At 41.0% G+C, this 13,343-nt stretch carries 12 protein-coding genes and 1 riboswitch; of the genes, 2 read left to right on the top strand and 10 right to left on the bottom strand.

What is annotated here, in order from left to right; all coding sequences use genetic code 11:
• Window positions 1-143: 143 nt before the first annotated feature.
• The 10 genes from purN to purE all read right to left on the bottom strand — a co-directional run bounded on the left by purN (window position 144) and on the right by purE (window position 10,958).
• Window positions 144-764, bottom strand: a complete 621-nt coding sequence (gene purN, locus NV377_RS22745; protein WP_258203108.1) for a phosphoribosylglycinamide formyltransferase — start codon at window positions 762-764, stop codon at window positions 144-146.
• Complete coding sequence (purM, locus tag NV377_RS22740; protein WP_258203107.1) at window positions 764-1,807, bottom strand: phosphoribosylformylglycinamidine cyclo-ligase; 1,044 nt, start codon at window positions 1,805-1,807, stop codon at window positions 764-766. Before purM ends, purN begins: the two co-directional genes overlap by 1 nt.
• Window positions 1,808-2,101: 294 nt before the next feature.
• Window positions 2,102-3,583 (bottom strand): amidophosphoribosyltransferase, encoded by a 1,482-nt coding sequence (gene purF, locus NV377_RS22735; protein ID WP_258203106.1) that lies wholly within the window; start codon window positions 3,581-3,583, stop codon window positions 2,102-2,104.
• Window positions 3,568-5,811, bottom strand: a complete 2,244-nt coding sequence (gene purL / locus NV377_RS22730; RefSeq protein ID WP_258203105.1) for a phosphoribosylformylglycinamidine synthase subunit PurL — start codon at window positions 5,809-5,811, stop codon at window positions 3,568-3,570. Before purL ends, purF begins: the two co-directional genes overlap by 16 nt.
• Window positions 5,789-6,484, bottom strand: a complete 696-nt coding sequence (gene purQ / locus NV377_RS22725; protein ID WP_258203104.1) for a phosphoribosylformylglycinamidine synthase subunit PurQ — start codon at window positions 6,482-6,484, stop codon at window positions 5,789-5,791. The genes purL and purQ overlap by 23 nt, the downstream gene beginning before the upstream one ends.
• A gap of 4 nt (window positions 6,485-6,488) precedes the next feature.
• Window positions 6,489-6,731 carry a phosphoribosylformylglycinamidine synthase subunit PurS gene (gene purS, locus NV377_RS22720; RefSeq protein ID WP_258203103.1) on the bottom strand — a complete coding sequence of 81 codons (243 nt, stop codon included), beginning with the start codon at window positions 6,729-6,731 and terminating at the stop codon, window positions 6,489-6,491.
• A 101-nt stretch (window positions 6,732-6,832) separates the two neighbouring features.
• Window positions 6,833-7,732: a phosphoribosylaminoimidazolesuccinocarboxamide synthase gene (locus tag NV377_RS22715; RefSeq protein ID WP_258203102.1), complete on the bottom strand. Its 900-nt coding sequence runs from the start codon at window positions 7,730-7,732 to the stop codon at window positions 6,833-6,835.
• A gap of 224 nt (window positions 7,733-7,956) precedes the next feature.
• Window positions 7,957-9,252, bottom strand: a complete 1,296-nt coding sequence (purB, locus tag NV377_RS22710) for an adenylosuccinate lyase (RefSeq protein WP_258203101.1) — start codon at window positions 9,250-9,252, stop codon at window positions 7,957-7,959.
• A 30-nt stretch (window positions 9,253-9,282) separates the two neighbouring features.
• Window positions 9,283-10,476 (bottom strand): 5-(carboxyamino)imidazole ribonucleotide synthase, encoded by a 1,194-nt coding sequence (purK, locus tag NV377_RS22705; protein WP_258203100.1) that lies wholly within the window; start codon window positions 10,474-10,476, stop codon window positions 9,283-9,285.
• The gene (gene purE, locus NV377_RS22700) at window positions 10,473-10,958 is read right to left on the bottom strand and encodes a 5-(carboxyamino)imidazole ribonucleotide mutase (RefSeq protein WP_258203099.1); all 486 of its coding nucleotides are present in this window, start codon (window positions 10,956-10,958) and stop codon (window positions 10,473-10,475) included. Before purE ends, purK begins: the two co-directional genes overlap by 4 nt.
• Before the next feature lie 290 nt (window positions 10,959-11,248).
• Window positions 11,249-11,349: riboswitch (purine riboswitch) on the bottom strand.
• Between the two features lie 340 nt (window positions 11,350-11,689).
• Between purE and NV377_RS22695 the strand changes: the two genes are divergently transcribed.
• Both NV377_RS22695 and NV377_RS22690 read left to right on the top strand, forming a co-directional pair.
• The gene (locus NV377_RS22695; RefSeq protein WP_258203098.1) at window positions 11,690-11,965 is read left to right on the top strand and encodes a hypothetical protein; all 276 of its coding nucleotides are present in this window, start codon (window positions 11,690-11,692) and stop codon (window positions 11,963-11,965) included.
• Between the two features lie 83 nt (window positions 11,966-12,048).
• A complete protein-coding gene (locus NV377_RS22690) occupies window positions 12,049-13,338 on the top strand; it encodes a glycoside hydrolase family 18 protein (RefSeq protein WP_258203097.1) in 1,290 nt (429 codons plus the stop codon).
• Window positions 13,339-13,343: the final 5 nt, after the last annotated feature.

The following is a 13,343-nucleotide window of genomic DNA, read 5'->3' as shown; positions in this document are numbered from 1 at the left end:
ACGTTCGCACGTCAGCACCAAGAAGATGACCCACAGCTAAAACGAGTAGCGCAAGTAGTAGTTATTGGTACACGAGCACACGCAGGCTTTCGATGGGGTGGTAATTCGATGCCGAATAAGCTACGTTAGCATAATCATCGTGATCACGGTTGGACGTTTTGAACTACCTTTACATGTCTGCCTTCTATTTGTACTCTACCTTCTGCTATCCACTGAATAACTTCTGGATACAACTGCTGCTCTATCGCATGAATACGTACCGCTAGGCTTTCTTCTGTATCGCCATCTTCAATAATAACTGCTTGTTGAGCTACAATTGGACCACTATCTAAGCCACCATCTACAAAATGAACCGTCACTCCGGTTACTTTTACTCCGTAATCTAGCGCTTGTCCTAATGCATTGACACCTGGGAAGCTAGGTAACATAGACGGGTGTACATTAAGCATACGTCCATAATACGGTTCTACAAGTATTGGAGTTATAATTCGCATATAGCCTGCAAGTACAACAAGATCGATCTGTTTTTGTTGCATAATTGCTAGTATCTCTTTCTCATAAGCCTCACGAGAAGCATAATTCTTGGGCTTGAATACAAATGCTTCTACTCCTGCTTGCTCTGCACGTGCAACAACAGGAGCTAGTGGCTTATCACAAACAAGAAGCTCGATGGATACATCGAGCTTCTTCTCCTGTACTGCATCAACAATAGCTTGAAAATTCGAACCTTGACCCGATGCAAATACAGCGATACGTAATGTCATTACACTTCTGCTCCAGTAAACGTTACGATGCGGTTACCTTCCGTTACCGTTCCGATAGCGTAAGCTTGCTCACCTAACTCATTAGCTATACGAATTGCTTCTTCGGCTTGCTCAGCTGGAACAACCACAACAAGCCCAATGCCCATATTAAATGTTGTGAACATATCACGATTCGTAATATTTCCTTTTTGTTGCATCAGTTCGAAGATTGGTAGAATTGGCCATGAACCATAGTTCACATCTACGTTAACACCTTCAGGTAGTACACGAGGTATATTTTCAATAAATCCGCCACCAGTAATGTGAGCCATACCTTTCACATTCACTTGCTCGATTAATTTCAAAGCAGATTTCACATAAATTTTCGTTGGTTCTAATAGAACGTCTCCAAGCTTCGCTCCACCTAGTTCAGCAACCTCATCATGAAGAGAATAACCTACTTCTTCAAGAAGAAGACGACGTACAAGAGAGAAACCGTTACTATGAATACCACTTGAAGCAAAACCTAGAACTGCATCACCAGGAGCAATTGTTGAACCATCAATCATCTTTGGACGATCAACGATACCAACAGTAAATCCAGCAATATCATATTCTTCTTCTGAGTACATACCAGGCATCTCAGCAGTTTCACCACCGATTAACGCACAGCCAGATTGTACACAACCTTCAGAAATTCCAGCAACAATTGCTTCGATTTTCTCAGGTACTACTTTGCCGCAAGCAAGATAGTCAAGGAAGAATAAAGGCTCAGCACCTTGTACAATAATATCATTTACGCACATTGCTACTGCATCAATACCGATCGTATCATGCTTATCCATTGCAAATGCAAGCTTCAGCTTTGTACCAACGCCGTCAGTACCAGAAACCAATACTGGTTCTTCATACTTCTCCTTGTTCAAGCTGAACAAGCCACCGAATCCACCAAGATCAGCCATAACCTCTGGACGGAAAGTACGTTTTACATGCTTCTTCATACGTTCTACTGCTTCATTACCCGCCGCAATATCGACGCCAGCTTTTTTGTACGCCTCTGACATTTATGTCAACTCCTCAAACTTTTCATTATCTTCTCGAAGTAACTTCTCGCTAATGAAAAGTCACTTCGGAAGCATAAACCATTTTTCACTTCATAAATCACTAACTTCGATAGCGATACATCGAGATCTACCCTCAATTAGCTTAGCTTTCAGCTCCGAGAAGATTGGACGCTAGTAGAAATTGAGGAGCGCAGCGTAGGTACTTACTACGTGAGCACCGGAAATTTTGCTAGCATTCAATCTTCGATGTCGATTAAGCTACAACGCGATACATCGAGATCAAAGTTAAGCCCTCTAACAACTGCAGCTTTTATCAGATGATTCATCCACAACAGTCGGATAGTCATTATCGAAGCATCCCATGCACATGCCGTGCTTATACTTCCCTTCATGACCGCCAACAGCTTCCATCAATCCTTCATCAGATAAGAAGGTTAGTGAATCTGCATTAATCTGTTGACGAATTTCCTCAACCGTACGATATGATGCGATCAATTCATCACGACTTGGCGTATCAATACCATAATAGCAAGGATTTTTGAATGGAGGTGAAGTAATTCTAACATGTACTTCAGTAGCACCAGCTTCACGTAACAAATTAACGATACGTAACGAAGTTGTTCCACGAACGATAGAATCATCGATCATAACGACACGCTTACCTTCAACTACTTTACGAACAGCAGAAAGCTTCATCTTAACCCCTTTTTCACGAAGTTCCTGTGAAGGTTGAATGAAGGTACGACCTGTATATTTATTTTTGATTAAGCCAAGCTCATATGGAATTCCTGTTTGCTCTGCATAACCAATCGCTGCTGAAATACTTGAGTCAGGAACACCTGTTACAATATCAGCATCCACGAAAGATTCTAGTGCAAGACGTTTACCCATACGTTTACGAGCAGCATGAATGTTAATTTCGTTAATATCACTATCTGGTCTTGCGAAGTAAATATACTCCATCGCACAAGTTGCACGACGAGATTCACCAGCATCATAGCGATCATAGCTAATACCATTCTCATCAATGACGATCATTTCGCCTGGTTGCACATCACGTACATACTCGGCTCCAACAGCCTCGAAGCCACATGTCTCAGAAGAGAACGCATAACCATCACCAAGAGTCGCCATAGATAATGGACGTAAACCATGTGGATCAGATGCAGCAATTAGCTTGTTATTCGTCATAATTAAGAACGCATAACCACCTACTAAACGACGAAGTGCATCGCGAGCTGCTTCTACGAAATCTTTCGATGAACGAGCAATTAAGTGGGCGATAACTTCTGTATCACTTGAAGTTTGAAAAATTGAGCCACTCATCTCAAGCTCTTTACGAATTTCAGGAGCATTTACAATATTACCGTTTGTAGCAACCGCGAGATCACCATCACGATATTTGAAAATTAGTGGCTGTGCGTTAGCAAGCTTGCTTTCTCCTGCTGTAGAGTAACGTACATGTCCAATCGCACGTTCTCCTTTTAATCTTGTAAGAATGTCTTGCGTAAATACTTCTTTCACAAGACCCATCTCACGGTGGTAATTAAATTGATTATTGTTGCTACCATCTACTGCACAAATCCCTGCACTTTCTTCTCCACGATGTTGAAGAGCATGCAAACCATAGTACGATACGCCAGCAGCGTCAGGGTGCCCGAAAACTCCGAACACACCGCACTCTTCTCTTAACTTGTCGAAGATATCGTCACGACCGATACCTTCGTTATAATGATCACCCGTCCATAGTTGCAAGTCTTTTACTTCATTAGACATGGGATCGCTTCCTTCCACGCTCTCTCAAATTTAGATACTGGAGCGTTAATAGCTGCTTTATCATTAACCGTAATATCTAGATCGTTGCCTCCAACCGTACCAATTACAGCATGAGCAACACCTTTTGCTGCTAAATGAGCAAGTAACTCATCCGCTTTAGCTGCCGTAGCAGAAAGTAGAATACGAGATTGAGACTCACTGAATAGATAGTGATCTGTACGCAGGCTAGTAGTTGCTGATACTTTAGCACCGATTTTACCGCTAATACAGCTTTCAGCAATAGCAGTTGCGATACCACCTTCAGACAAGTCATGTGCTGAAGCAACTAGACCAGCTTGAATTGCAGTTAATACTGTTTGCTGTACATTTTTCTCAACAGCTAGGTCAAGCACTGGAGGGCGTCCTGATGGAGCACCATTTTTCACATATTGAAGCTCAGAACCACCAAACTCTGGCTTAGTTTCGCCAAGTAGAACGATAACATCACCTTCTGATTTGAAACCTTGCGTTGTAATATGATCTATGTCGTGTACAAGTCCTACCATACCGATTACAGGTGTAGGGTAGATTGCACCTTTATTGTTTTCGTTGTACAAGCTTACGTTACCACCGATAACTGGAGTTTCAAGTGCAACACAAGCTTCACTAATACCATCTGCAGATTTCTCGATTTGCCAGAATACTTCTGGTTTATCCGGAGAACCGAAGTTCAAGTTATCTGTAATTGCAAGTGGCTCAGCACCAGAACATACAATATTACGTGCTGCTTCAGATACCGCAATTCGTCCGCCCATTTCTGGATCAAGGTATACATAACGGCTATTACAGTCTGTTGTCATTGCAAGTGCTTTGCGAGTGCCATCAACTAGCACAACTGCCGCATCAGAACCTGGTTGGACTGCTGTCGCTGTACGAACCATATAATCATATTGGTTATAAACCCACTCTTTGCTTGCAACTGTTGGAGAAGCAAGAATCTCTTCAAGTGCACCATTAAGATCAGTAAGTTCAGCAAAGTCTGCTGCATCTAGATCAGCAAATTGACTGTAGTAAGCCGGCTCAGAAGATGGTTTGTTGTATACAGGACACTCATCAACTAGCGCTTGTACAGGCATATCTGCCACTTGTTCACCTTTATGAATAAGACGAAGACGTCCATCATCCGTTACTTTACCAACCTTCGCACAAATAATGCCCCAACGATCGAAAATTTCTTTCGCCTGTGCTTCATGCTTTGGTTCAACAACGAATAGCATACGCTCTTGAGACTCAGATAACATCATCTCGTAAGGTGTCATGCCTGTTTCACGTTGAGGAACTTCATCAAGGTATAATTCAAGACCATTACCTGCTTTAGAAGCCATCTCAGCACTTGAACATGTAAGACCAGCAGCACCCATATCTTGAATACCAAGAACGATACCTGAGTTGATTAATTCAAGAGTAGCTTCCATTACAAGTTTCTCCATGAATGGATCACCGACTTGAACTGCAGTACGGTTTTGCTCTGATTCTTCAGACAACTCAACAGATGAGAAGGTTGCACCGTGAATACCGTCACGACCAGTTGCAGGACCAACATAAAATACCGGGTTACCTACTCCCTTAGCAACACCACGTTGAATTTTATCATGATCGATTAGTCCGACGCACATTGCGTTAACAAGTGGGTTACCTTCGTAGCTTTCATCAAAGTTAACTTCGCCACCAACCGTTGGAATACCAATACAGTTACCATATCCAGCAATACCGCTAACAACATTCTCGAACAAATACTTCACACGTTCATTTTCCAGGCTACCAAAACGAAGGCTATTAAGAACCGCTATTGGACGAGCACCCATAGAGAAGATGTCACGAATGATACCACCAACGCCTGTAGCTGCACCTTGGTAAGGCTCGACAGCAGATGGATGGTTATGTGATTCGATTTTGAATACTACCGCTTGATTGTCACCAATATCAACGATACCAGCACCTTCACCAGGCCCCATAAGAACTTTCGGTCCAGTAATTGGGAATTTTTTCAAAATCGGTTTAGAACTTTTATAAGCACAATGCTCAGACCACATTACACTGAACACACCAATTTCTGTATAGTTAGGCTTGCGTCCAAGGAAGCCACAGATTAGATCAAATTCAGAATCTGATACGCCGAATTGCTGATAAATTTTTTGCTCCGCGATTTGTTCTACGGTTGGTTCCTTAGCCGTTAATTGCTGTGCCATGTTGTTCCCTCCATGCATTCAAAATCGATGTAAACATACGTTTGCCGTCCGCAGAACCTAAAATCTCGCTTACTGCGCGCTCAGGGTGAGGCATCATTCCTACGACATTACCTGCTTTATTACTAATTCCTGCAATATTTTCAACTGATCCGTTAGGGTTAGTGTCGTCAGCATAACGGAATACAATTTGATTATTTTCGTTCAATTGAGCCAATGTCTCTTCATCACAGAAGTAGTTACCTTCACCATGCGCAATAGGAATATTAATGATTTCACCTTGTGCGTAATCTGATGTAAATGGTGTGTTGTTATTCACTACTTCTAGTGGCGTTTGATGACAACGGAATTTCAATCCATTGTTGCGAATCAATGCGCCTGGTAATAAATTAGCTTCCGTAAGAATTTGGAAACCATTGCAAATCCCTAAAATATATTTACCTGCATCAGCAGCTTTTTGAACTTCATTCATAACATTAGCGAAGCGTGCAATTGCACCGCAACGAAGATAGTCTCCATAAGAGAATCCACCTGGTACTAGAATACAGTCATATGCGGACAAGTCCGTAGCTGTATGCCATACATAATCTACTTCTTGACCAATGGCTTGCTCTACAGCCTTGTAGCAATCGATATCACAGTTAGAGCCTGGAAATACAAGTACAGCAAACTTCATAACATTAGTCCTCCAGTTCAAATCGGTAGTCTTCAACGACAGTGTTAGCTAACAGCTTTTCGCACATAACTTTAAGGCGAGCTTCAGCCTCTGCGCGATCAGTTGTATCAAGATTAACTTCAAGATATTTACCAATACGAACTTTCTCAACTTCATTGAATCCCATTGAATGAAGCGCGCCTTGCACAGCAGTTCCTTGTGGATCTAGTACATTCTCTTTAATCGTTACATAAACAGTTGCCTTCATAATATCCTCCTGGGGGACTTTAAGTTTACTACTGACCAGAGTGCATACTAGCAATAAGTATGTGTGGCAGTAGAGTCCATAATGTTATTATTTAGATTAAATTAGCTTAATTGTTTACCAGTAATAGAAGTATAAATATTGCGATATCGTGCTGTCGTTTCTTCAACAACATGATCTGGAAGTGGAGCAGGCTTACTATCTCTATCCCAATCAGAGCTTAATAGGTAAGCACGAACGGGTTCTTTGTCCATACTATCAATTTCTATATCATATGCGAATTTGTCTTGTGCCCAGAAACGTGAAGAATCTGGAGTAAAGATTTCATCAATTAGAATAATTTCACCATCAATGATACCAAATTCAAATTTACAATCTGCAAGGATAATTCCTTTTTCCAAACAATAAGCTTGGGCGAAGTTATATAGTGCAATACTACGCTCACGCAGTGCCTCAGCAAGTTCCTTGCCAATACGTTTACTCATTTCAGCAAATGAAATATCTTCATCATGACCGATATCATTTTTAGCTGATGGTGTGAAGATCGGCTCTGCAAGCTTCTCATTTTTACGTAAGCCCGCTGGTAGCGGTTCTCCGTTAATTCCGCCTGATTCTTGATACTGTCTCCAACCACCTCCCGTAATATAGCCACGAACGATACATTCCATATCGATACGTTCAGCTTTACGAGACACCATAATACGATGTTTAAGCAATTCGGGCTCAGTAACAATGTCGCCAAGCTTATACACATCAGTATGAACGACATGATTAGCAATGACGTCTTCAGTGATAGCAAACCAATACGCGGATAATGAGTTCAATACATTCCCTTTGTCAGGAACTGCAGGATCAAGAACATAGTCAAATGCAGAGATTCGGTCTGTAACAACAATCAAGAAATGCTCACCTAGATCATACAATTCGCGAACTTTACCCTTATAAATAAGGGGAGCACGAACATAATCAACTGCTGAAGAAATTGCTTGCACTTGCGTAGTCATGAACTAATTCCTCCTAATTTGTACGTGATCACGATGATTATGCTGACGTAGCTTATTCGACGGCGAATATGCCATTCATCGCTTGTTTACGATGCGCGTGTACTAACTAACGTACACTTACGCTTCGCACTTCGCTAGCTTCATGTCATATTCTTGGTGCTGACGCACAAATACTCGAAGAAGCTTTATTGTACGTGATCACGATGATTATGCTGACGTACGAGCTATATCAAAGCTAATCTTTTAAAAATAGTATCTACATGCTTCAGATGCCACTGCGGATTAAACGCATCTTCAATCTCTTCTGGAGAAAGAACTGCTGTAATTTCTGGTGTTTCTTCTATAATAGTGCGGAATTGCACTTTAGTTTCCCATGCTTGCATCGCACGTGGTTGAACTGTATCGTAAGCTTCCTCACGACTAAATCCTTTGTCGATCAACTTCGTTAATACACGACCAGAGAATGGAACGCCATAAGTTGCACCCATGTTACGTTTCATGTTTTCAGGGAACACTGTCAAGTTTTTGATAATGTTTCCTAGACGGTTAAGCATGTAGTTCAGAAGCATCGTTGCATCTGGAAGAATAACACGCTCTGCTGACGAATGAGAGATATCTCTTTCATGCCACAATGTTACGTTTTCGTATGCAGTTAGCATATGTCCACGAATAACACGAGATAGACCAGAGATGTTCTCACAACCAATTGGGTTACGTTTGTGAGGCATTGCAGAAGATCCTTTTTGACCTTTAGCGAAAGCTTCCTCAACTTCACGGAATTCACTCTTTTGCAACGCACGAATTTCAGTTGCGAACTTATCAAGAGAAGTTGCAACTAACGCAAGTGTTGCCAAATATTCAGCATGACGATCACGTTGCAATGTTTGTGTTGAGATTGGAGCAGCTTTTGTACCTAATTTATTACATACGAATTCTTCAACGAAAGGATCGATATTAGCATAAGTTCCTACTGCACCTGAAATTTTTCCGTATTGAACGTTATCAGCAGCATGCTCAAAGCGCTCAAGATTACGTTTCATTTCTTCATGCCATAGTGCTAATTTCAAACCGAAAGTTGTAGGTTCAGCATGTACACCATGTGTACGACCCATCATTGGTGTATCTTTATATTGAAGCGCTTTGTCGCGAACAATCGCAATAAAGTTCTCGATATCCTTTTTAAGTATTGCATTGGCTTGAAGTAACAAATATCCAGTAGCAGTGTCAACAACGTCAGTTGAAGTTAGACCATAGTGAACCCATTTACGTTCTGGACCGACTGTTTCAGATACGGCACGTGTGAAAGCAATAACATCGTGACGAGTTTCTTGTTCAATCTCATAAATACGCTCGACATCAAAAGTAGCTTTTGCACGAAGTGCCTCAACATCTTCAGCTGGGATTACTCCTAGTTCTACCCATGCCTCGCAAGCACAAAGTTCTACTTCTAACCAAGCTTGGAATTTATTCTGTTCTGTCCAAATGGCTCTCATTTCAGGTCTGCTATAACGCTCTAACATTCAAGTAACACCCTTCCAATATCTAATTTATTAATTCCAACTTTTCCATTCTTCTGTCCAAATCCCGGTGGATTCGATCCATTGCATTGCGTCATCGCTACTACGAGCTAATACATTTACATGGCCCATTTTACGGTTATGAACAGCATCTGCTTTACCGTACAAGTGAAGCTTTGGTGTCACAACTAACTGATCAGCAAGCTCATCATGAGTTGCAAATCTTTCGAGCAAAGGTGCGACATGCTGACCAAGTACATTGACCATCACAACCGAGGTTGTGAGGCTAGTATCGCCAAGCGGTAAATTACATACAGCACGAACATGTTGCTCAAATTGCGATGTGCGACATGCCTCCATTGTATAATGACCGCTATTATGTGGACGAGGTGCAAGCTCATTAACAAAAAGCTCGCCTTCCTCGGTTACAAACATTTCTACTGCAATTAACCCTACTGCATCAAGGCCTTGTGCAATTTGCAGAGCAAGTTGCTCAGCTTGTTGTTGTAATGCTGGGTTAATGCGTGCTGGCACGATAGATAGATGAAGGATATTACTAACATGAATGTTTTCAGATGCAGGGAAAACTTTCACTTCACCTTGTGGACTACGTGCTGCAATAACGGAAATTTCTTTAGAGAATTTAATGAATTTCTCTAACACTAGCTCAGTTTTAGCCTTAACTAACGTCTCAAAAGCTTCCGCAATCTCTTGCTCGCTACGAATTACCCATTGTCCCTTACCATCATAACCACCTGTCGCTGTCTTCAACACGCAAGGTACACCGAACTCGGCAACTGCAGCTTCTAGATCAGCTTGTGAAGTAATTTCGCGATAAGGAGCTACTTGAACACCCGCAGCTTCGATTGCATGTTTTTCACGCAAACGATGTTGGGTCGTATATAGCAAGTGACTTCCTTGTGGGACATATGCTTCTTCCATTAACATCGAAGCTACATTTGCATCCACATTTTCAAATTCGTACGTTATGACGTCCGTACGCTTTGCAAGCTCTCGAGCTGCATTAGCATCGTCGTATTGCGCAACAATTTGCTCACTTACTTGCCCCATTGGTCCGCCATCTGTTGGATCAAGCGTTACAAAGCGATATCCAAGTTCGCTACCAGCGTTCGCAATCATACGTCCAAGTTGACCTCCACCAAGTACTCCTATTGTAGAGCCAGGCAGAATGGTCTTTATACTTACGTTTACTTGACGGTCACTCATATTTCTTCACTACTTGCTAGCACTTCTTGCTTCACGCGTTCTCTACGAGCTTCGACGCGCACTTGTAATTCGGAATCGGAAGTCGCTAGCATCTGTGCTGCTAGCAGTCCTGCATTCGTTGCTCCTGCATTACCAATCGCTACCGTTGCCACTGGAATACCACCTGGCATTTGTACGATGGATAGCAAGGAATCTAGTCCACTTAAATTAGAGGATTTCACTGGAACACCAATAACCGGCAAGATTGTTTTTGCTGCAACCATACCTGGTAAATGTGCAGCACCACCTGCACCGGCAATAATTACTTTAATTCCTCTTTGCAATGCAGTTTCCGCATATTCGAACATTAGATCTGGAGTACGATGTGCAGAAACTACTTTTTTCTCATAGGGAATTTCAAGTTCTTCCAGAATATCGCAAGCTAATTTCATTGTTGCCCAATCTGATTTACTTCCCATGATTACGCCAACCTTTGCAGACATTACGAATTACCTACTTTCTTTATATGAAGTTATTGATGATCTCTACATGCAAATAAGATAAAAAAGCACAAAAAGTCCACTAGCAAACCATCTCAGACTCGCTACCGGACTTCGATGAAACATGCATGTAATAGCTAAAAAGCATATGCTAATACGGCTGTTTCTACTTATGAATTGATCGAAGTTAAGAGCAGACTCCATTGAGGTATGAATACCTACTAGAAGTAATTGAGAAACTCTTCTGTTTCTAGTTACCTCAGTGTAAGAATTAATGTCTTCACCATCTCATTCAATCGCATCATTAAGCCCGTAGTCCAGAAAGTGTTGGTTCTGGGTAGAGACGTTTGAGCCATTCCCTCAAACATATACGAGATATATACATATTTCCCAATAATTATTTAGATTGTTCTATTAAGTTATTTAATGACTTAGACCCTACTTTCAGTTCACCTTCGCGGTGTTGAAAATCTGGATTTTTGAACACGCACTTATAGTTTATCTAACTCTATGAGTACTGTCAACAAAATACGAACATTAATCATTAATCATTTCTTATAGTTCGCTTTTCTAACATAAACTCAAATGTTAACACCTAAATATCGACTATTTTCACTTAAGTTCACTAATAACTAACATGAAATGTAATCTATAAAACGAATGAACATACATAGACTACAAATATTTCGATTTCTTATAATATAGACAATTTTCTATGAATATATATGAGTATAATGGCCAACGATCCGAGAACCAATCGCCGTCGCGATGGCAACGCTCCCGAACTAATCGCTGTTACAATCACCGTTGTTATAGCAACGCTTCGAGAACTAATCGCTGTTACAATCGCCGTTGGCCTCGGATTTATTGGGATAAACAATAGTGGTATAAATCCGAGGACAAAAACGACCGCTATCGCTTTTCCACTAGCGATTAGTTCTCTCCGCTGTAGCATATGTGGGATTGATCACGAGTTCTATCCGCTATCGCATATATGGGTTAATAAATAAAAAGTTAAACTATTGCTTTCGAAGTTACTTTTTATAACAAGAAGTATATTCAGATGTAAATAAAAAGTTTTAGGAGGGAAGACATGCAAATACATACTGTTGCACGGAATGATTCATTGTGGAATTTGGCACGGACTTACGGCGTGCCACTTGAGCATATTATTGAAGTTAATAATATAGGAGAAAGTGATGCTCTTGTAGTTGGTCAAGCATTAATTATTCCTACCCCATCAACTAGCAAAACACATAAAGTTGCGCGTGGTGAATCTTTATGGGCAATTGCCAGGCAATATGGATTAAGTCTACAAGAACTTGCAGCTGCCAATAACATCAGTAACCCTGCCCTTATAAAGCCAGGACAAATCATTAAAATTCCTGCTCCACAATTAACGACGATAGAAGTGAATGGATATATCGAGCGTTACGATGAGGTTGCACAGAATGAAGTTAAAGAGCATGCCAATGAACTAACCTATCTCGCCATATTTAGCTATCATATTCAAGAAGATGGGACGCTAATTAATATTGATGATGAGGCACTACGAGAAACAGCTATCGCAAACGGTGTTACTCCTATGATGGTAATCTCAAACATTTCAGAACATGGATTTAGCGGCGAACTTATTTCCCATGTACTCAATACACAACAATCGTACACTCATTTAATTACAACTGTGTCTAATACGATGATGGATCGTAACTTTAAGGCACTTAATATTGATTTTGAATATATCCCTCCTGAGGATCGAGAATTATATAATCAATTTCTCCGTGATATAACGAAACATCTACATCAATTTAACTATTTGGTATCTTCTGCAGTAGCCCCTAAGACAAGTGCTGATCAAGTAGGAAGGTTATATGAAGCTCATGATTATAAAGTTCATGGTGAGGTGCTCGATTTTGTAATTATTATGACTTACGAATGGGGTTGGACGGGAGGACCTCCGCGAGCAGTCGCTCCGCTCAACGAAGTTTCTAAAGTTATTAATTATGCTTTGACCGAAATTCCAGCTAATAAAATTATGCTCGGAATTCCATTGTATGGATATGAATGGACATTACCCTATGAATCAGGAGTCTCACGAGCTAAAGCATTAAGTACCGAAGCTGCTACGACACTTGCACGAGAGAAAAAAGCTGCCATCGAATATGACTCCACAGCACAATCACCTCATTTTTCATTTTACGATGAAAACAAAAAGGAACACGTCGTCTGGTTCGAGGATGCTCGTAGTCTACAAGCCAAATTCAATCTTGTCAAACAACAAGGCTTAAGAGGCGTTAGTTATTGGAAGCTAGGAATTACTGCCGATACAAATTGGTATCTTCTAAGTGAAAATTTCAATGTAACTAAACTTGAACTGGAGTAAATGTA

The sequence above is a fragment of the Paenibacillus endoradicis genome, from assembly GCF_024721975.1.
Note: the sequence above shows the minus strand (reverse complement) of the source record. Positions and strands in the feature narration are given on the sequence as shown.